This window comes from Streptomyces sp. CB02923 (assembly GCF_001905005.1).
Classification (GTDB): Bacteria; Actinomycetota; Actinomycetes; order Streptomycetales; family Streptomycetaceae; genus Streptomyces.
The window spans coordinates 1-18,937 of the sequence record NZ_LWKZ01000008.1 but is presented as its reverse complement, the minus strand read 5'-3'; the positions used below and the strand labels follow the sequence as shown (position 1 = coordinate 18,937).

Here is an 18,937-nt window from a genome sequence, read left to right as displayed (position 1 = left end):
CGATTTTGCGTGCTCCGGTGCGCGGACGGCGCTGGGGCGAACCTGTGGCGACACGTCGTCGCCTGCCTGACGAAGGGGTGTTGAGATGCTGGTCGACTGGCCCACCGAAACGTTCGTCTTACGTCTGCACGGTGATCCGGGGATGGTGGCGCGGCCTGCCGTGGCGGCGGAGGACGGCGCGGTGGTGCTTGCCCCGGAAGACGGGGGCGGGCGGCAGGAGTGGGTGGCGGAGCGCTTCCGGGCCGTCCACGCGCGGCTTCGGCACGCAGCCACCGGCCTGTACCTGACGGCGCAGGAGGCCCGTGCCGGGGCGGCGGTGACGCTGCGCCCGAAGTTCTCCGACAGTGGCGCCGACACCTCGTACTGGCGTCAGGCGTGGCGGGCGTTCGCCCAGCGTGAGAACGGGCGCCTGATGGCCGTCAACGACCTGTCGGGCTGCGTGCTCGGCCTCGGCTCTCCCGCTGCGGGCGGTCGGCCGGTGGTGCTGGAGATCACCAGCGGCGCCCAGGACCGGATCTGCACGGCCTGGGCGCCCACCGTCGCCGACGTGACCGAATCGGCCTCGCAGAGCGGCCGGGCAGCCGGTCTGACGCCGGGTACCGGGCGGGTACGGGTGACGGCACGGCTGTACGAGCGGCGGTCGCGGGTGATCGAGTCCGTCGATGAGCCCTACCTTCTCCAGGTTGCAGGCCGCACCCTGCCCGCCGGGACGATCCTGGAGTCCTTCGCGTTCGACGAATTCTCCCGCCCCGCCTGGTACCGGCAGGAGCAGGAGAGCGGCCTGGCCGCTTACACCGAAGGGTTCGAAGCCCCGGGCCGGGTCCGCAAGACCTTCCACCGGCTCACCGGCGATCCGGCCTTTTACGTCGACGCCGACGAGGTCGATGTGCACTACGCCGAGCCCAAGGTCGTCGCCCGCACCAATTTCCGCACCCCCCTATTCCTGCCCGTCGGAGGCAGCGAGCAACTGCTGCGGACCAACCACCGCTACGACAACGGCCACCCCTTCTACAACCAGCCCGAACGTCGCGAGGGCCATTACTACGCCAAGCGCGACGGGGCCGGCACCGTCGACGCCTGGAACAAGAGCTGGATCGCCGACAAGGACACCGCCCCCAAGGTATTCCTTTCCTTCGACGGCGGCCGCTACTTCATCGACGCACGCGACGTCACCTGGGCCACCGACTGACACTGACCCGCCACCCGGCAAACCCCCGAGGGGCACCATGCGCCCGGCCGTATGGGAATCGTCACCGGCCACGGCCTGGGCGTGTCCGTCATGAAATCTCAGAAGCGATGATTCCGGCTGCGCCCTGTCCATTTCAATGGCAGGCTGCTCAGGGTCTCGCACCCCACGTTCGTGCTGGCAGTCAAGAGGTGCGACCCGGGCCGGCAAGTGGGCGCCGGCCTGAGGGTGCTTGTTGCTGCTGTGGGGATGTGTTGCCCTGGGCGGGTACCACGATCGAGGGGGAGGGGCTGGGAACTGCGGTGGGGCGTCGTGAGAAACCGATCGATTCCATGGCCGGGCCGGTGCAGCGGTTCGCCCTGGAGTTGCGCAAGTTGCGCAAGAAGGCGGGCAGCCCCACGTACCGGGAGATGGCCAAGGGAGCGGGTTACTCGAATGCCGCTCTGGCACGGGCGGCGTCCGGGGGGACGCTGCCGTCCCTGAGCCTGACACTCGCTTATGTGAAAGCCTGCGGCGCAAACCTCGCAGAGTGGGAGCAGCGCTGGAACGCAGCCCGCGGCAAAGAGGCCGTGCAGCGCCAGCAGGCGATGGATGAAGAATCGACGGAACCGCCGTACCGTGGTCTGGCCCGTTTCGAACCAGGCGACCATGCCCGTTTCTTCGGCCGTACCCGCCTCACGGACGCACTCATGGCCCTGACCGCAACCCGCCGGTGCGTCTTGGTGCTCGGCCCCTCCGGCAGCGGTAAATCCTCCCTTTTACGTGCCGGACTCGTCCCCCGATTGCAGCACACCAAGGATCCGGATCTGCGCCCGGCAGCGATCCGGATCCCTACTCCCGGCCCCCGGCCGGTGCACGACCATCAAGAGCGATTCGCCCCGGCCGAAGGAGAGGGAGATACCTGGCTGGTCGTCGACCAATTCGAGGAGGTATTCACCCTCTGCCAGGATGCGGTGGAGCGGCGGGAATTCATCGACCTGCTCCTCTCGGCCCGGAGCCCCGGCAGCCGCCTGCGCGTAGCGGTGGGCGTGCGAGCGGACTTCTACGCTCGCTGCCTTGAACACGGCGGTCTGGCGACGCTCCTCGGGGAGGCCAGTCTGCCCATCGGACCGATGACCCCGGACGAACTGCGAGAGGTGATCGTCAAACCCGCAGCCGCCGAGGGGCTCATCGTGGGACGAGCGCTGACCGCCCGCCTCATCGAAGAGACCGGCCAGGAGCCCGGCGTACTGCCACTGATCTCGCACACGCTGCTGGAGACCTGGCGCCGACGCCGCGGCCGGACCCTGACCCTGGAGGGGTACGAAGGGACCGGCGGCATCCACGGTGCCATCGCCCAAACCGCCGAAACTCTCTACTCCCAACTCGCCCCGCGCCACGCCGAAGCAGCCCGCCGCATCCTGCTGCGCTTGATTACCCCGGGCGAGGGAACCACCCCCGACACCCGCCGCCCCGTCGACCGGGCCGAACTCACCGCCGCCGATACCGAGACCGACACCGATTCCGATACCGATACTGACACCGCCGCCGACACCGGTATAAGAACCGCCCGGGTCCCGGACACCGTGCTTCAACGACTCGCCGACGCCCGGCTGGTCACGTTGGACGACGACAGTGTCGACCTTGCCCACGAGGCACTGATCACCGCGTGGCCTCGCCTGCTCGGATGGATCGAGGACAACCGTGAGCGCCTGCGCCGCCACCGGCGCCTGACGGACGCCGCCCGCAACTGGCACGACCGCGTCCACGACACCGGTGCACTGCTGCGCGGCATGGAACTCACCGAAGCCCAAGAGGCATTCCAAACCCCCGATCAGCAAGGTGAACTCACGGAACTGGAACGGAATTTCCTCCATGAGTCCACGCGTTCCGAGCAGCGGCGCTCCCGCCGTAACCGTGAGTTCATGGCGGCTCAGAGCGTGCTGCTGGTGATGGCGTTGGCCGCGGCGGCCATCGCCGTTCAGAATTCGACCGCTGCCGATACGCAGCGACGCCTGGCCGTGTCCCGTGAACTCGCCAGCCGTGCTGACAAGATGAGTGAACTGCGGCCCGAGGCGGCCACGGTTCTCGCGCTGCGGGGATACCGGCAGGCCCCCACCACGGAAGCGCGCAGCAGTCTCCTGAACGCCTATTCCCGCGTTTACGCCAACCAGCTCACCGGACACACCGACACGGTGGAAAGCGTGGCATTTGCGTCGAACGGCCGCACCCTGGCCACAGCCGGCTTCGACCACAGCGTCAAACTGTGGGACGCGCGCTCCCACCGTCACCTGGCGACCTTGACCGGCCACACCGACGTCGTCAACACGGTGAAATTCTCTCCCGACGGCCGTACCCCATCAGGGTGGCATTGCAGACGCCGTAGACGCGGTACACGACGTTCTCGTGGGCGACCTATAGTCGGAACCGCCTGCTCCAATAGGAAGATCGGTGCACTGCTGCGGCCGGCACCAGCCAGAGCAGCGGTTCCGCCGGCGGCAACCTCCTCGGACTCCCCATCAGATCTCCGCTCAACCACTGAGGCGGCGCCGGCGAAAGCATTCGCAACACGATTGAGTTCGCCCGGGGCAACTCGCAGCGATCCGGCGCAGTCCGGGCGTGCGTAGTTGCGGCGCAGAAGGAAGTGCCGCTGAGCTTGAGCATGGTTTGGCAGGAGCTCGGATTGCGTTGATGCGGTTCTCGTACTCGCGGCGGGCTTTGCGCTGGCCGGGGCACCCTGGCCGCTCCGTATGGTGACGCCCTGGTCGAGTGCGGCGCTCTGGGCGGGCTTCAGGTCCACCGCGCGGAGGAAGCCAGCGCCCCTGCCCCGGCACGTCGGGGGGTGGCCGACAGTCCCAGGGCAGGGATGTCCTCGTGCTCGATGGCGGCGCGGTCGGGCATGAGGTCGGCGACGGCCGTGCGGGCGGCGCCGCGACTGACGCCTTACTCGCGGGCCAAGGCGGCGATCGAGCGGTCCTCCAGATACGCAGCACACATGGTGTCGGTCGTCGCGGCCGGGACGACCGGGCGGGGCCGGCCCTTGCTGCCCGTGGCCTCGGCGGCCCGCAGCCCGTCATAGGTCAGCTCGCGCTGGAGTTCGTCGGCGACGAGGGACTGCACCATGAACTTCACGGTGGGTAGCAGCTCTCCGGTGCGCGAGTGGCGGGCGGTGAGATCCATCGCGGAGAACGCGCCGTCGTAGATACGCAGAGTCACCTGGTCGCGGTGGAGGACGTTGAGCATGTCGAGGATGTGCGGATTCGAGCGCCGGTCTGCTGCCACCGGGCGCGGTCTCGTGGATGCGCGCCTCAGAGCTTGATCAGGAAAGTGCGGGTCCCAAAGGGTAGGGGACACAGAGGGTGGTGGGACTCGACCTGCAACATAGTGCTCGCCGCGGTTCCGCATGTCGTGGACAGTACGTGGCTGACGGGCCTTGACGAGGGCTCGGAGCTGTGTACATCGTTCCCCTCGTCTTGTCCGAGGCTGTCAGGGCGTGGGCCCATGGCGCCGTTTTTCGAAGTTGGGTTGTCTCATGAACCATCTCGCCGATCGTGCCGCCATTCACGATCTCAACACCCGTTACGCGGAGGCATTCGACAGCTTCCGGTTGGATGAGTCCTCCGGTTGCTGGGCCGAGGACGGCGTTCTGGACGAGCGTGAGACAGGCTTCGGCCTGTTCCAGGGGCGCGATGCGGTACGCGTCTTCTTCCGCGATTCACTCTTCGCCCATGCCCGGCACGTCATCCATGTCATGTTTAACCATCTGGTTACGGACATCGAGGGCGACCATGCGGCAGGGATTGTCTTCTGCCTGGTGGAAGTGGTGAAAAACGACGGCGGCTATGTCCGCTCCCACGTCAAGTATGAGGACGAATACGTTCGGGTGGACGGGCAGTGGAAGTTCGGCAGTCGTGTCATCAAGCCGTCCTTCCCGGGTGCCCCGGCATGAGCCGTAGGTACCGGAGGAAGCTGGGAGAGGCCGTGCTCTGCCGGCCCTCCTCGGCACCATCCCTCGGGCACGTCTGGGGCGCGGAAGGGGCGTAAGCCCTGGCCGGATCCGCTGGTGGTGATGTTGAACAGGTAGTGACCTGGGAAGTTGATGTGCCGGTTCTTGAGCGGGAGAGGCGGGTGTCGCCGTCCTTGGTGTCGTGGCTTTCGGCTCGCAGTCAGGCCGCCGCGGCGTCCAGTAGTGGGTGTTCCACAGCACCACCGTGTTGAGGACCACAGTGCCAGAAGCGGCAGAAGTCCTGGTCACACGAGCAGACCTGTGAACGGCTCCCACATCTTCCGGCCCTCGTCCGCGCCGCCGACCAGCACCTCAAGGATGTCCGGACCCGCCTCGGTGCCATCGAAGCAGCCCGGCCGGGTCCGAGTTCACCGTGCTCGGCGAGACTTGTCGCAAGGCCCGCACCGCACCACCACCGCCTACCTCCAGCCCGACGGCCGGTGGATCGACCTCAGGGTTGTGGAGAACCGGGCCTTCTGGGCCTGGGCCACGATCGAGGAGATGCTGGAGCCCAGCCACCACAGCATCCTGCAATACCGGCTTCCCACGACCGGCGAAGTCGTCCCGCTGCAGCAGATAGCCCCATCGAAGACCGACGAGGAGCGCGTCCTGCTGGTCACGCCCGAGCTCGCCGACGTTCCGAGTGCGATCGTCTGCCAGCTACGACGTGGCAGAGAGGGTCTGGAACGTCGGTCAACATGATCCGCAAGGCGCTCAACGAGGTGATCGAGGCCGCCCAGCTGACCGATGCCGACGGCGAACCGCTCATCTTCTCCCCGCACGAATTCCGTAGATTCTTCGTGACCGACGCCATCATGAACGGCCTGCCGTCGTAAATCGCTCAAGTGATCTGCGGACATAAGAGCCTTGATGCGGCGATGGTTTGCCAGGCGGTCTACCCAGCCGGGACAACCGAGGCCCACCGTGCCTTCATCGCCCGTCGCCGGGCCACCCGTCCCAGCGTTGAGTACCGGACGCCGACCGAGGAGGAATGGGACGCCTTCCTCGCACACTTCGAGAAGCGGAAGGTGTCCATCGGCACCTGCTCTCGTGCCGCTTCAAGCCCTTGTATTCATGAACACGCCTGCGATCGTTGCTCGCTCCTCCGGCCGGACCCAGCCCAGCGCGGTCGGCTGAAGCTGAAGGAGATCCGAGACAACCTGATCGCCCGCATCGCCGAGGCCCAACGGGAAGGCTGGCTGGGCGCAGTCGAAGGACTCCAGGTCAGCCTCGCCGGAGCAGGGGAGAAACTCGCCCAGCTCGACCGCCGCGCATACGGCGGCACGGCGATCAACCTTGGCATGCCACGCATAGTCCCAGCTCAACCGAGCCGGGCGGAGGAGGGAAGGGGGGTGCTGGAATAATCAGGGGATGGCCAGCAATGAGATCCAGTTCGACTGTCAGCGCCGCGACGATTATGGCAACGCGCTTGAGGTCATCCCATGCATCGACGGAATACCGCTCACCGACCTGATCGACAGGTTCGAGACTGAAGCCGGGATGCAGCCCGCAGGCGACGCCTACGGCGGTCTTTTCCCGCAGCTTTTTCGTTTCGGTCCGATGGATGACTACTTCCAAGGACGGTCCGCCGACGCAATGGGGATGACGCTCCTGCTCGGCTGTGAATGCGGCGAGTCGGGGTGCTGGCCGCTCGAGGCTCGCATCACCGTGACAGGCGATCTCGTGACATGGGACTCCTTCGAGCAGCCCTACCGCACGAAACGCGACTACACGGCGTTCGGTCCGTTTCAGTTCGACCGGAATCAATACGTGGACGCCGTGGAGGCTCTGAGCGCGGAGCTCAGATCCGACAACACATGATCACAGCCCACTCGCCCCATCCGAAAGCGTTCGGCCAACCATCCCCGCGGGTTCAGAGAAGCCTGCGCCCGGTGCGCGATGCTCCGCGTCGACACGTACGAGTGGCCCCGCCTCGACGAGATCCGGGTCAACCTCATCGCGCGGATCGCCGAAACCGGACGCGAAGGCCGGCTCGGGAAGCCGACGGGCTCAGCGTCAGCCCCGCTGCCGCCGAGGACAAGCTCGCCCAACTCGACCAGCACACGAGGTATCGGTCTCGCCGCGACGGAGGAGGCGGTGTCCACTGTCACGTCCTGTGTCCTTGCTGTTGGCAGCGCTGAACGCCGAAGTCAGGAGAGGCCGTCGATCAAGTCTGCCCATAACGTGCCGCGATGGGGCGGGAACGGCACGCAGGAGTTCATGCCGCTCCTGCGGCGTGGGTCAGGGGCCGCGGGCGAGAAGTCGTTGAATGATGCATCAGTGCAGGTGGGAGTGGGTGCCGGGCGAGGGGTGTGAAGCGGAATGGCGTGTCCCCCTCCTATTACGCTGCTTCCATGAACCTCACTGGGCAAGAAGACGACATCCTGGAACATATGTGGCTTAAGCCTGATGAATCAGTGCGAATTCGTGATTTATGGAAGGAAATTAATAAGTCTCGTGCCTCCGATGGCGAAAAGCCGTATGCCTACACCACGGTGGCCACGGTGGTGCAGAACCTCAAGGGCAAGGGGGCAGTGGAGAATGCTGGCGGCCGGCTCGACGGCTACCGTCCCGTTTACGCTCTGGAGGCGCGAGCGGGGGACCGGATGGAAGAGGCGTGGAAGCGGGCCCCCGACCCCGATGCGGCTGTGCGGCACTTCCTGTCGGGCATGACCGAAGAAGAGCTGGGCCGCATCGAGCGCGCTCTCGCCTCCGCGCGCGCACACCCCGCTGCCCCGCAAGAGGAGCCGTTGGCGAGTGAGCAACTGACGCCGCCGGGGCGGCTCCTGCCCCCGGCTCCCGGCGGAAGGGAGCGGCACGGTGAGGACCAGAATGACCCGAACGTACTGATCAGCGGTCTGCTTGAGCTCCAGCTGAAGGCCCGGAGAACCACCAAACGCGCGGTCGCGAACCATATCGGGATCCACGAGAAGACGGTCGCGAACCGAATGGCGCGGGCTGCCGGACTTCCCCTGGACGTGCTGGGGGAACTGGTCGATGCCCTGGAGACGCCGGACGATATCAGGGCCGCCATCTTCCGGCTCGCCGGGCGCGTCGCTCCGCCCGGGAAGGTTGTTGCCCCTTGGCTCTCCTCGGACCTGCCCGCCTACCGGGCTTACCTGGACAGCATCAAGCGCCCATCTGTTCTGTACGGCATTGGATGGCGCGTGGTGTACTGCAATAAGGCATATCGCGAGCTCTTCTCGCCGGGGCCCCACATCCCCGTATTTCCCAGGGTCATGCCGCTGGAGAACGGCGTCCTGTACATGCTTCGACACCCGAACGCTGCCCGACTCCTGGGCGCCGGGAGCATGGATGCGTACCACCGGCACTGGCGCACGCTCGCCCTGGCTCACTTTGCGGCGGTGTACCAGGAAAACCGGGACCACCCCGAGTTGCAATACATTCTGCACGAAATCGAAAAATGTCCCAGCCTCTACGCTTCCTACGAAAGCGTCGCAAAATTGATTCGGGAGCACGGCGACATCGCCGTCAGCAGCGAGCCGCGGCCGTTCTTCGACCCGCGCGGCGAAGGGCGCGTCACGCGGGCCCAGGTGCTGACCGAGGCGCATCCAGGCAGTCCGCTGCAGCATGCCACTTGGATCATCGAGGGCGACGTCGTTGACGAGGATGAGGGCGACGACTGACTACGCCGCTCACCCGGTAGCACGCACAGCAACCGGGATTACTACGCGTCATCGTCGAACGAGAAAGTTGCCTTCCATTTCGTGGCATGAGCGCTCCGGACCAGCCATGATGGTTCCGGCCACCTCGCACACAGCCCAGCTGAAACGGGGGCAGGGCAAGGCGCGCTCCGCGCCCGTCCAGCCTGGGAGGTGACGCCATGAACGTCGACTCAGACCCAGTCGGCGTTAGATCGACCAAAGGGTCGGCCCGCTGAGCGCGCGAGCCGGCCGGACCTCAGGGGGAGACCACAATGACATGAGAGCGGAACGCGGCGATGCCCACGGGGGAGAGCGCCGCGTGCAAGTCCGGTGGCCGTCCTGTTGGCACAGGCGCTATCGGTGGCTGCCCCTCTGCGAAAAGGGACGGTCACCAATGACACAGACTCCAAAAAGTCCGCGACCAATCAAACCTTTGGGCCGCTCACTTGCCCGACGTTCTGCAAGCACGCCGCACATGCTTTGGATTACCGTGACCATCGGGCACGGAAACACCCGCCTGTGCAGCGGCACTTCCTGGACAGTGAGATCACCCATTGCACTCGGGGAGCACCGGTGGTTTCTGCGCGACTTGTGCCGGCCACCGGACGCGCGCCACCGCCACCAGGTAGCCCCCGCTGTGCGCAGCGGCAAGCCACGGCCTACACCCGAATATCTGGCTGGACCACACAGGGGATGGCCCAGCCCGAATGACGGTACGGCCGGGATTCGCTGACGCGAGTGGGCGGGGGCGCGGGCTGCCTCGGTCTTCGTGCTGGACAGCATTATGGATTGCCCGAAAGCCGATGCGCCGCACACCTGCGTGGTCTGCGCGAAGGACAACGTGATCCCGGCAGCCCTGCAACGTCGCTTCATACGCGAAATCGACGCCGTCTCCAGCCCGCCGTCTCCAGCCCGCCGTCTCGCACTCGCCAGCTCGCACTTGCCGTTCCTGGCACAGCCGGCCGCCCTCGCAGCCGCGGTCGCGGGCTTGGCAGGCCCGTCGGGTACGTGATCTCGTACCAGGCCGAGGCGGGATGACAGACATGTCTGGGAGCAGATCGCCGCAGCCGACCGCGCCTCGATTCAGGCCCTAGGTGTGCTGTCCTGTCGCCAAGGTGCCGGGACAGCACACCTAAGGATGCAACCTACCGGCTGGCAGGGGAGCTCTGGCGCCGCGGTGGTGCTTCGCGGCGGCGACCACCCATCTTCTCCGAGGTGTCGGATTCGTGGTCCGTAGCCTGTCGGCGGGTCAGCTGACCCAGATGCCTGCCTAGGAGATCCGGCGGGCGTGGCGCCGGCGCCCTGGCGGCGGTAGGTATCTGCCACCCCAATCAGGTTGATGCGTGGGCGCAGGGTGGTGTCCTCGTCGTCGCTGTACTGCGACTCGTCGCTCAGGTCCCAGCGGAGGTGCCGGCCGGTGTCGTGGGCGGCCAGGTAGCCGATGACGAATCCGTTCGCCTGTATAGGTAGGCACGTATACGTACGTTGTCCGGGGTCACTTAAAGCCCATGGAGGTGGGTCCAGGAGCTGAAGTCGTAGTGGTTCTCTTTCTGTGGGATTCGCGCCACCCAGTAGGCCAGCTTTCGCCACGCGATCGGCGACTGGGGCGTCACGAGAGCCAGGCCGTTCCACCAGTCCAGGTTTTTTCGGTGCCCGGATGCCGAGGGCCCATTTCGCGTGGTGGGCGAAGTGTTCCTTGCCGTCGCCCCAGGAGTTCTGCAGGCTCATGCTGCAGGGACACTTGCCGCCGGTCGGGGTTTTCACCGTACGGAACTGGACAGGTGTCGCGCCTCTAGTTTGGCGTGCTCGGTCCAGCGGTCCACCCACCCGGGGTAGCGCTCGGGGAACATTTGGCGCATCTGCTTCTGGGTGGGCGGCAGCGTCGGGCGAACCCACACCCTTGCGGCGGTTGCCCGACCGTTGAGGCGTACTCCGCGCTCCTTGGCCTTGCCTCGCAGGAAACACAGAAACGCGTGCGGCGGTGGGGCGAAATCGACTCCGCGGATCAGCTGCCTTTCGCCGCGAGCAAGCCAATCATCGCAGGAGAGGGCCAACCGGTGCGCGAGCGCGTGAAGCCCGCTGTAGTCCTGGTCGAGTTCAGCGGCGCGTAAGGCTTCGACCGCAGCCTCGATGGGGGACTGCATGTACAGAATGACCCAGCGCGGGCTGTCCCCCCAGGAGAAGTCGCCTGAGTAGCCGTCGTACCAGATGCGGTCGATAGACGCGCCGCGCACTCTGTTGACGGCTTCTGTGTAGGCGGCGGGTAGTTCGGGGGCGTGCCCGAGCCTGGTTGTGGCGTCGACGTGCCCGTCGCGGTCGACCTCGACGGCGACGGCGACGGCGACGTACCAGCGATAAGCCCGGACGCGGATCTGCCGGGAATTCCAGTCACTCGAATCGGGATCGAATCAGATAGCTCGCTCGGTCATAGGCTCGACTCCTCATTTGGACGGCTACGCTTTCTCGCAGTCATTGTCTGTGTTGCTGTACACAGCCCGCCCCACGGACGACTCACCTCCACTCGCGCGGAGAACGCTTAGCCTCCCGCAGCACCTTCGCCGCCGTCAGCGAGTCACCTCCGCTCGCTCGCGCGGAGAGTACGAGACGCAGCCGGTCAACGAGGGAAGGGGCGGGGCGCGGTGCGGGACGCCGTGTTCGCCGTCCGCGGTGACGATGTCGGGCTGGTGTCCGTTAGTGGTGAGGGTGTGGCGGGCGGTGTCGGCGAGGGTGGGGCCGATCTCGCAGGTCGTCACCGAGGCGTCGCCGGCGAGGGTGCACAGCAGGGCGGTGGTGTAGCCGGTGCCGGTGCCGATTTCGAGGATGTGCTCGCCGGGCTGCGGGCCGAGAACTTGCCGCATCTTGATGACGATGGAGCTGCATGAGGCGGAGGAGGTGAACAGGCCGGTGGCCGGTCCGGGCTGGGTGGGGGAGTGGTCGTCGAGCTGTGTGATCAGGGACGTAGCGTCCGCGGGGCACTGCCTCGGAGGCTTTGCGCAGGCGTGGGGCCTGGTGAAAGTAGCCGCGTTGGCCGATCTTCTGGGCGCGCTCCTTGCGGAGCCGGCCCGAAGTCCGGTTCGGACATCAAAGGTCGTCGCCGCTCTGAGAGGGAGGGAAGGAACCGGGCGTCGTCCCGGTGCGGTGCCCGTTCGGCTGGGATTCCTGCAGGTACGGACCTTGGGAATCTCCTCCGGGGCCTGCGGGCTCGGGCCCTGTCCGCTCGGTGCCGACACACCGCAACACCAGGCTCCGTACCACCACACCATCGTCCCCGCCTGCACGAGAGACCGGAAGACACCGATACCCTCCGCCCGTGCGGAGGTTCGCGCAGGAGACGTTGGCCGGGGAGCGGAAGCGGGAGCGGGAACGGGTGCTGACGCTGCTGTATTCGATGGCGTGGCTCAGCCCGGCCTACAACGGTCAGCCAGACGCCGGGAACCCGGTGCAGGGGAGGCGAGCGCGGATGCGGTCACCGCGGTGGACGCGGGAGCCTGGCTGTGGGGCCCCGGCGGGGGCTGCTCGCGCCGCTCGCCGCGGGCACGATCGATCAGGCGCTCGGGGCCGCGCTGCCACTGACCTACAACGCGCTGCGCCTGTTCGGCCTGTCCGATAAGGCCTTCGTGGTCGACGAGGCGTATGCGTACGTGCCGTAGATGCATCAGATGCTGTCACATCTGCTGGAGTGGCTCGGCGCGTTCGGCGCCCCGGTGGTGCTGTTGTCGGCCACTCTCACCAGCCACACGGCCCACGGCCAGCTCACTGGTGGCTGAGGGCCTCTACCGGAACATCTGAATGGAGTGTGAGACTCACAGGGCTCACCCGGCGCTATCGAGCAGGTCGGGCGCCGGCCCTTACGACGGGAGATCGATCACCCATGTTAAATCTACGGCGCAGAGTGCGGACGGCCGCGCTCGCGCTCTCGACCATCGCGGCCCTCGCCTTCGGTGCGACCGCCCCGGCCGGCGCGACTGCGGCCCCCACCCCCGCTCCCAAGAAGCAGGGACCGACCTCGGTGGCCTACGTCGAGGTGAACAACCACAGCATGCTCAACGTGGGCAAGTACACCCTTGCCAACGGCGGCGGCAACGCCTTCGACGTCGCCGTGATCTTCGCAGCGAACATCAACTACAACACGGACACGAAGACGGCGTACCTGCACTTCAACGAGAACGTGCAGCGCGTCCTTGACAATGTTGCTACCGAAGTGCGGCCGTTGCAACGGAAGGGCATCAAGGTCGTCCTTTCAGTGCTCGGCAACCATCAGGGCGCGGGCTTCGCCAACTTCGCGTCGCAGCAGACGGCTTCGGCGTTCGCGAAACAACTGTCGGACGCCGTGAGCAAGTACGGTCTGGACGGCATCGACTTCGACGACGAGTACGCCAAGTACGGCACCAACGGCACCGGCCAGCCCAACAGCAGCTCGTTCGTGCACTTGGTGACGGCGCTGCGCGCGAACATGCCGAACAAGATCATCAGCCTCTACAACATCGGTCCGGCCGCGTCGAGCCTCTCCTACGGCGGCGTCAACATCTCCTCCAAGTTCGACTACGCCTGGAACCCGTACTACGGCTCCTGGCAGGTCCCCGGCATGGCACTGCCCAAGTCGAAGCTCTCACCCGCGGCTGTCGAGATCGGCCGGACCTCGCAGAGCACGGTCACCAGCTTCGCTCGCCGCACCGTCCGCGAAGGGTACGGCGTGTATCTCACGTACAACCTCGACGGCACCGACCGCAGCGCCGATGTCTCCGCGTTCACCAGGGAGTTGTACGGCAGTGACGCCGTATACACGCCGTAAGGCGACCGCCCGCCTCGGCATACGGTGCCCCCGCGGGGCCCACCACATTCAGTAGAGGTATGCCTTGCGCAGGCCGCGCCTTGGCAACGATGCCGGGGCGCGGCCACCGAGCGGCTGGCGCAGGCCCCGACCGCCATTGATATGGACATGTTCAAATCGCCGGGCTAGTCTCGGACTTGGTCTAGACCGCATTGGACGTGTGTCCTCCGGGTGTTTCCGAACTGCCACCTCGTCCCCGCCGTTCGCCCACGCATCCGAGGTACGCGCCCGTCCCATCCGCAACCTTGGACCACGGGAGCACGCCATGCGTAGGAAGCTCACCTCGTTACTCCTCGGCCTCGGCCTCGCCGGAACGGCCCTGCTCGCCACCAGCGGCAGCGCTCAGGGGCACGGCTACACCGACTCGCCCGTCAGCCGTCAGCAGCTGTGCGGCAACGGCACCGTCCGCAATTGCGGGCAGATCCAGTGGGAGCCGCCGAGCGTGGAGGGGCCCAAGGGATTCCCCGCGCGCGGGCCCGCCGACGGGCGCATCTGCGCGGGTGGCATCGGGCGCTTCTCCGAACTGGACGACCCGCGAGGCGGGAACTGGCCGGCCACCAAGCTGACCGCAGGCCAGAGCCACAACTTCACCTGGCGGATCACCGCCCGCCACGCCACCACCGACTTCCGCTACTACATCACCAAGGACGGCTGGGACCCCACCAAGCCGCTGACCAGAGCCGACCTGGACCCGCAGCCGTTCCTCACGGTGCCCTTCGGCGGCCGTCTGCCCGGCTCCACGGTCACCCACGCCGGCGTCCTGCCCCAGAAGACCGGACGGCACCTCATCCTCGGCGTCTGGACCATCGCCGACACCGGCAACGCCTTCTACGCCTGCTCCGACGTGCGCTTCTGACGCGTCCGCGGACCGGGGCGCACACATCGCCGGCCACCTCCCCGCCCCTCCCGGGCCGGTAGTCGGCCTGGGGCCTAGCCAGCCTCTGCCAAGGCCTCAAGGCCACCGCAACGGATGAGGTCGTGAGTGCACTGCCGTGCACCACGTCGACGGTGGGCTGCCGCTGCCGCTGCCTCGTACGCAGAACGCGGTGGCGGCGGCCCTGCTGGCGTACCGCAGCAGCGCCCTCGCGTGGCTGGGACGCACCGAGGATGCCGAAGCGGAGGCCCGCCGTGCGTACCGTGCGTACAGGACCGAGCAGGGGCGCCGCTGATACAGGCACAACCCGAACGGCGCGGACGCTATAGCGTCGGCGACCAAGGCAGCCGATACGGCCCGGGAGCGCACCGCCGAGTACCTGCTCGCGACGCGGCTGGAGCAACTGCGCGAACAGCGAACAGCGCACGGCGCCCGGGCCGAGACGGCCACGGCAGTGCCATGTACGGACCAACTGCCCTCTCCCGAGCCATCGATGACGCACCGACATCGCCCGCCGCGCCGCCAAGCACCTGAACGCGGCCGGCTACACCCCCACCCTCGTCCAGGGCGACGGCCTGCGCGGGCACCTGGACGCAGCCGAATACGACGCCATCGTGGCCACCTGCTCTGTGCGCTGCATCCCCCCGCTCCTGGCTCGTCCAGATCAGCGACAGCGGCAACATCACCTGCACCCTCAGCGGCTGGATGCTCGCCTCCGGCATGATCCGCCCCACCCTCCACGAGAACGGGGACGCCCACGGCCGCGTCCTGGCCGGCGGCCACGCCGTCTCGTACATGCTCGCCTGCCCCCCCCGAACGCCCGCCCCGCCCCACCTTCTACCGCCACCCCGGCGACACCCGCCCCACCCGCATCACCCCGAACCTGCTCACTGACACGGTCGGCCGCTTCGTCGCCCAGCTCGCCGCTCCCTCCGCAGAGCTGATCACCGTTGGAGGCAGCTACGTCCTGCTGGACGTGGCCACCGGCTCGTTGCCGCAGAGGGTTCCGCGTGAGGAGGCTCCCAGGGAGTCGTACTCCTCGGGGCGGCGGTGGTCGCAGGGTGGGGCGGCGGACGCTCTCCGGCTGAGGTCATCGTGCAGCCGCCGGCACCGACCGGCGGGCGGCGGCGATGGACCGCCAGCTCACCGTGCAGGAGTCCCGCCACAAGCTCGCCCGCGACGTCTGCCACGGCAAGCGCGGCACCAAGCGCGGCACCATCCACCAGGCGTACCGCGACGGGATGGAGGACCAGTTCGGATCGCTCGGCCTGGTCCTCAACGCCAGCGTGTTCTGGACGACGCGCTACATCGACGCCGTTGCCCGGCTCCAGGCCGAGGGTCACGCGCCCCGGGACGAGGACATCGCCCAGCTGTCCCCGCTCAAGCACCGCAATCTCAACCTGCTCGGTCGCTGCAGCTTCGCCGCTTCCAACTCCGGCCGCCGGCGCCCTGGCCCCCGCTGCGTGACCGGACCCAGACGCCGCCGGGCGCGACGACGACGAGGAGGAGGACGGCGCGGGCTGATGGCGTCAGGAGCCGGCCAGAACGCCCATCAGCTTGTGGTCGGCCGCCTTGGGCCGCCCGCTTCGAGGCCGCGGCGGTCCACTCCCTGGGAGATCGCCACGGCCTGGTCCGCGGGTGGCGTGCACGACGATCGGTATCTCTCGATTGGCTTTCCCCGAACTGCTGGTCGAGGTGAAGCCGGCCGCCCGGATCTGCCCGGATCGCACGCTGAACCTCGTTTAGCGCGGAGCTATGCCCGTGTCCTTGGCCGTGGGACGGAGCGCCTCATCGAGGAGACCCGCACCAGGGCCCGCAAGCCAGCGGTCGAAGCGCAGCAAGAAGGGAAACTCCGCGCGCAACGCGTCGAGGTTCGCGTTTCCCGTCAGCCTGCCATCGTCAACGAGTGCTGCCAACTTGCCGAGGACCTCGCCCTGTGCCGACTGCGTCGTCGGCAGGCGGCTGTAGCTGATCGGCTGGCCGGCGGCCTGGGTCAGATGCTCGGCAAGGGCCTTGCCGGTGAGCGCGTCACCGGCAATCTCCATGGTGCGGCCGACGTAACGACCGGGTGAGCCGAAGACCGCGGCGACGATGCGGCCGATGTCGCGTACCGCGATGAACTGCATGGCCCGGTCGGGGCGCATCAGGAAGGACAGGTGCCCCCGGTCGAGCCCCATTTCGGGGGTTAGCAGGAGTTCCATGAACGTGGCCGGCCGAATGATGGTGCTGGCGATGTCCAGACTCCGGACATGGGCCTCGATACGGCTCTTGGTGTCGAGATGGTCGACGCCCGTTGTCGAGCCCGCCGTGATCGCCGAGCTGTAGACGAGGTGGGCGACGCCGCAGCGCTCGGCGATGTCGGCCACCGCCGTGCCGAAGCGGACCTCGTCCTCGTTGGTCACGCCGGCGCCGGCCTGGCCGGAGTTCGGCTGGACACTGAAGACGCCGTGGGCGCCGGAGAAGGCCGCGCGGAGCGACTCCGGATCGCCGAGGTCACCGCGGAAGGTTTCGATGCCGGTGGCGGAGAGGGACCGGGCCCGGCGGCCGGACGGGTCCCGCACGACCGCGCGCACCGCCCAGCCGTCGGACCGCAGCGCAGCGGCGACCGCTCCTCCCTGCTGTCCCGTGGCGCCCAAGACGACGACGATTTTGTTGATACTGGTCATGCCGACCACGCTGCGCTCTCGGCGATCACGGACGTGTTCCTGATGAACATTGCTGAACCTTCCTGGGGTACTGAGAAGTGAGTCGGAGCAGGCCGCCGCTCAGTCCGTGCCGACGATGCGGCCGAACTCGGCGGGGCCCTGGTAGTGGGGGCGGATGTCGGTGGTCTTCGTGTCTTCGGCCCGGGAGAGCTCAGCGACGGGCATGGTCCAGGACTCGTCGGCCGGGATCGGGATCACGTCAGGGGTGTCGATCAGGCCGATAACGCAGTTCGGGCGACGATCTCGCGGACGCTCACTCTGTGGGGGCCGACCATCGGAAACAGCCGACTTAGGGCGGTATCGGCGTCAGCTCCCGCCCACTGCCGGCGCAAAGGGCCGTCGGCCGCTCGGGTGAGGAGGTAGCCGTCGGACAGGTATGTGCCCAGTTGATCGAGCGCACCGCTGTCGGCGGCCTCGTACATCGTGCAAACATCTCCCAATTGCGGTCGGCTACGGAAACGTGCTGGTCATGGGCGTGCTTCAGAGATCGGAAGGGGCTGCCCGCGACGTGTCCGCTACGCTAAAACCTGACGCCAACGTCAGGTGCAAGGCGGACGTGGAATCGGGTCAGGAGGCCGGGATGCGGATCGGAGAGGCCGCCGCGAAGGCGGGCGTCAGCGTCAGGGCTCTGCGCTACTACGAGCAGCAGGGCTTGCTGCACTCCACCCGGAATACGGGTGGTCAGCGCCAGTATCCGGCCGGCGCCGTCGAACGGGTCAGGCTTATCCAACAGCTCTACTCCGTCGGCTTGCCCAGCAAAACCATCCGCGAGGTGCTGCCGTTCGTCGACTCCGGTGGCGCGTCACCGGAACTGCTGGAGCTGCTCGCGGCCGAACTCGACCGCCTCGACCGGCAAATGACGGACCTGCGGGACGTGCGCAACCGGCTGCACGACTGCATCACCGAGGCGCGCAATCGTGACGGAACGGGAAGTCCAGCCTGAGGCAGGGGCGGTGGCCCGAGCGGGCAGTCCTCGCCGTTGCCGGTCAGATCGAGCGCAACTACATCCGCGAGAAGCCCCTCGATGGCCAGGCCGCCAGGCCAGACCAGGCCATCGCCGCGTCCAAGGGCAACCACGGCGGACGCCCGAAGGTCATTGACGGCGACATCCTCACCTTCTCCGTCGCGCTCAAGGACAAGGCATCCCGGTCCCCGAGATCGCGACGAAGCTGATCAGCAAGGTGGGGAAGAACGCGGGCAAGCCCCCGCCGGTCGCCTCGCTCTACCGGGCGCTCGCGGAAACCGAGGCCACCGCGGAAACCGAGGCCGTCGCGGCCACCGAGGCCACCGCGGCCGATGACGGCCTACTCCTGCGGCCCAAGCCCGTACGCTTCCGTCGGCCCGGGGACCCGCTCACCCCCAAGGGGATCAACCTCCGCCAGACCCGAGAGCATCATCGAGTGCGACGGCCTCAGAGGTTAATCGCCCGTCCCCGGCGATCGTCGTTGGAGACGGCCCCATGAGCGCTCGCTGACGACCGCCCGGGTCGGTGAGCCGGTATCCCGCACTGCGCTGCCGAAGCCGGAGGCCGGGCCCGCCGCGCTTCAAGCCGGGCCGGGCGGCAGCGCCTGGCCGTACGCCGCACTGCCGTCTGCCGTCTGCCGTCTGCCGCGGGCCCGGTCACGAGGCCAGGCTGGCCAGCACCCGCGCCCCCTCACAGATCGCCCGCCCCCTAGGCGCTGTTTCTCGGA

The 18,937-nt window shown here is 67.5% G+C and carries 19 protein-coding genes and 1 pseudogene; 15 read left to right on the top strand and 5 right to left on the bottom strand.

Annotation, left to right across the window (positions count from 1 at the left end):
• The first annotated feature begins 85 nt into the window (after window positions 1-85).
• Together A6A06_RS10575 and A6A06_RS43485 are read left to right on the top strand one after the other, a co-directional pair.
• On the top strand, window positions 86-1,189 hold the full coding sequence (locus A6A06_RS10575; protein WP_073760960.1) for an RICIN domain-containing protein: 1,104 nt from the start codon (window positions 86-88) through the stop codon (window positions 1,187-1,189).
• Window positions 1,190-1,488: 299 nt separating this feature from the next.
• Window positions 1,489-3,792 (top strand): nSTAND1 domain-containing NTPase, encoded by a 2,304-nt coding sequence (locus tag A6A06_RS43485; RefSeq protein WP_199930802.1) that lies wholly within the window; start codon window positions 1,489-1,491, stop codon window positions 3,790-3,792.
• 316 nt (window positions 3,793-4,108) lie between these two features.
• Here A6A06_RS43485 and A6A06_RS41560 read toward each other — a convergent pair whose 3' ends face one another.
• A complete protein-coding gene (locus A6A06_RS41560) occupies window positions 4,109-4,447 on the bottom strand; it encodes a hypothetical protein (protein WP_073760958.1) in 339 nt (112 codons plus the stop codon).
• Between the two features lie 250 nt (window positions 4,448-4,697).
• Between A6A06_RS41560 and A6A06_RS10560 the strand changes: the two genes are divergently transcribed.
• From A6A06_RS10560 to A6A06_RS41550, 7 genes are all read left to right on the top strand, one after another.
• Window positions 4,698-5,114 (top strand): nuclear transport factor 2 family protein, encoded by a 417-nt coding sequence (locus A6A06_RS10560; RefSeq protein WP_073760957.1) that lies wholly within the window; start codon window positions 4,698-4,700, stop codon window positions 5,112-5,114.
• A 444-nt stretch (window positions 5,115-5,558) separates the two neighbouring features.
• Entirely contained in the window at window positions 5,559-5,873 is a 315-nt protein-coding gene (locus A6A06_RS10555) for a hypothetical protein (protein ID WP_073760956.1), read from the top strand.
• Complete coding sequence (locus A6A06_RS42655) at window positions 5,870-6,007, top strand: hypothetical protein (RefSeq protein ID WP_242440667.1); 138 nt, start codon at window positions 5,870-5,872, stop codon at window positions 6,005-6,007. Before A6A06_RS10555 ends, A6A06_RS42655 begins: the two co-directional genes overlap by 4 nt.
• A 9-nt stretch (window positions 6,008-6,016) precedes the next feature.
• Window positions 6,017-6,535, top strand: coding sequence for an integrase (locus A6A06_RS41555; RefSeq protein WP_242440666.1), 519 nt, complete (start codon window positions 6,017-6,019; stop codon window positions 6,533-6,535).
• Between the two features lie 7 nt (window positions 6,536-6,542).
• Complete coding sequence (locus A6A06_RS10545; RefSeq protein WP_073760954.1) at window positions 6,543-6,992, top strand: hypothetical protein; 450 nt, start codon at window positions 6,543-6,545, stop codon at window positions 6,990-6,992.
• A 533-nt stretch (window positions 6,993-7,525) separates the two neighbouring features.
• Window positions 7,526-8,818, top strand: coding sequence for a BlaI/MecI/CopY family transcriptional regulator (locus tag A6A06_RS10540; protein ID WP_073760953.1), 1,293 nt, complete (start codon window positions 7,526-7,528; stop codon window positions 8,816-8,818).
• Window positions 8,819-9,605: 787 nt separating this feature from the next.
• A complete protein-coding gene (locus tag A6A06_RS41550) occupies window positions 9,606-9,848 on the top strand; it encodes a hypothetical protein (RefSeq protein WP_199930801.1) in 243 nt (80 codons plus the stop codon).
• A gap of 748 nt (window positions 9,849-10,596) precedes the next feature.
• Here A6A06_RS41550 and A6A06_RS10535 read toward each other — a convergent pair.
• Window positions 10,597-11,070: a hypothetical protein gene (locus A6A06_RS10535; protein WP_073760952.1), complete on the bottom strand. Its 474-nt coding sequence runs from the start codon at window positions 11,068-11,070 to the stop codon at window positions 10,597-10,599.
• A gap of 330 nt (window positions 11,071-11,400) precedes the next feature.
• Entirely contained in the window at window positions 11,401-12,099 is a 699-nt protein-coding gene (locus A6A06_RS43480) for a hypothetical protein (protein ID WP_274535876.1), read from the bottom strand.
• A gap of 231 nt (window positions 12,100-12,330) precedes the next feature.
• Between A6A06_RS43480 and A6A06_RS43710 the strand changes: the two genes are divergently transcribed.
• The 5 genes and pseudogenes from A6A06_RS43710 to A6A06_RS42640 form a co-directional block, all read left to right on the top strand.
• Window positions 12,331-12,486, top strand: a complete 156-nt coding sequence (locus A6A06_RS43710) for a hypothetical protein (protein ID WP_338015882.1) — start codon at window positions 12,331-12,333, stop codon at window positions 12,484-12,486.
• Between the two features lie 221 nt (window positions 12,487-12,707).
• On the top strand, window positions 12,708-13,628 hold the full coding sequence (locus A6A06_RS10525; protein WP_073760950.1) for an endo-beta-N-acetylglucosaminidase H: 921 nt from the start codon (window positions 12,708-12,710) through the stop codon (window positions 13,626-13,628).
• A 304-nt stretch (window positions 13,629-13,932) separates the two neighbouring features.
• A complete protein-coding gene (locus tag A6A06_RS10520; RefSeq protein WP_031000625.1) occupies window positions 13,933-14,523 on the top strand; it encodes a lytic polysaccharide monooxygenase auxiliary activity family 9 protein in 591 nt (196 codons plus the stop codon).
• A 136-nt stretch (window positions 14,524-14,659) separates the two neighbouring features.
• Window positions 14,660-14,836 (top strand): hypothetical protein, encoded by a 177-nt coding sequence (locus tag A6A06_RS42650; protein WP_242440665.1) that lies wholly within the window; start codon window positions 14,660-14,662, stop codon window positions 14,834-14,836.
• 835 nt (window positions 14,837-15,671) lie between these two features.
• A pseudogene (locus A6A06_RS42640) lies at window positions 15,672-16,008 on the top strand (Tn3 family transposase); the annotation flags it as partial.
• Between the two features lie 275 nt (window positions 16,009-16,283).
• Here A6A06_RS42640 and A6A06_RS10510 read toward each other — a convergent pair.
• Complete coding sequence (locus tag A6A06_RS10510) at window positions 16,284-17,207, bottom strand: NmrA/HSCARG family protein (protein ID WP_073761007.1); 924 nt, start codon at window positions 17,205-17,207, stop codon at window positions 16,284-16,286.
• A 99-nt stretch (window positions 17,208-17,306) separates the two neighbouring features.
• On the bottom strand, window positions 17,307-17,444 hold the full coding sequence (locus A6A06_RS41540; protein ID WP_199930800.1) for a hypothetical protein: 138 nt from the start codon (window positions 17,442-17,444) through the stop codon (window positions 17,307-17,309).
• 271 nt (window positions 17,445-17,715) lie between these two features.
• Between A6A06_RS41540 and A6A06_RS10500 the strand changes: the two genes are divergently transcribed.
• Window positions 17,716-18,189, top strand: coding sequence for a MerR family transcriptional regulator (locus tag A6A06_RS10500; protein ID WP_338015881.1), 474 nt, complete (start codon window positions 17,716-17,718; stop codon window positions 18,187-18,189).
• The last annotated feature ends 748 nt before the right edge of the window (window positions 18,190-18,937 follow it).

Excerpts from the sequence above, each read along its gene's own strand:
- A6A06_RS10575 (WP_073760960.1), top strand. The coding sequence starts at position 86 with ATGCTGGTCGACTGGCCCACCGAAACGTTCGTCTTACGTCTGCACGGT.
- A6A06_RS10560 (WP_073760957.1), top strand. The coding sequence starts at position 4,698 with ATGAACCATCTCGCCGATCGTGCCGCCATTCACGATCTCAACACCCGT.
- A6A06_RS42655 (WP_242440667.1), top strand. The coding sequence starts at position 5,870 with ATGATCCGCAAGGCGCTCAACGAGGTGATCGAGGCCGCCCAGCTGACC.
- A6A06_RS10545 (WP_073760954.1), top strand. The coding sequence starts at position 6,543 with ATGGCCAGCAATGAGATCCAGTTCGACTGTCAGCGCCGCGACGATTAT.
- A6A06_RS10540 (WP_073760953.1), top strand. The coding sequence starts at position 7,526 with ATGAACCTCACTGGGCAAGAAGACGACATCCTGGAACATATGTGGCTT.
- A6A06_RS43480 (WP_274535876.1), bottom strand. The coding sequence starts at position 12,099 with ATGGTGTGGTGGTACGGAGCCTGGTGTTGCGGTGTGTCGGCACCGAGC.
- A6A06_RS10525 (WP_073760950.1), top strand. The coding sequence starts at position 12,708 with ATGTTAAATCTACGGCGCAGAGTGCGGACGGCCGCGCTCGCGCTCTCG.
- A6A06_RS10520 (WP_031000625.1), top strand. The coding sequence starts at position 13,933 with ATGCGTAGGAAGCTCACCTCGTTACTCCTCGGCCTCGGCCTCGCCGGA.
- A6A06_RS10510 (WP_073761007.1), bottom strand. The coding sequence starts at position 17,207 with ATGACCAGTATCAACAAAATCGTCGTCGTCTTGGGCGCCACGGGACAG.
- A6A06_RS10500 (WP_338015881.1), top strand. The coding sequence starts at position 17,716 with ATGGGCGTGCTTCAGAGATCGGAAGGGGCTGCCCGCGACGTGTCCGCT.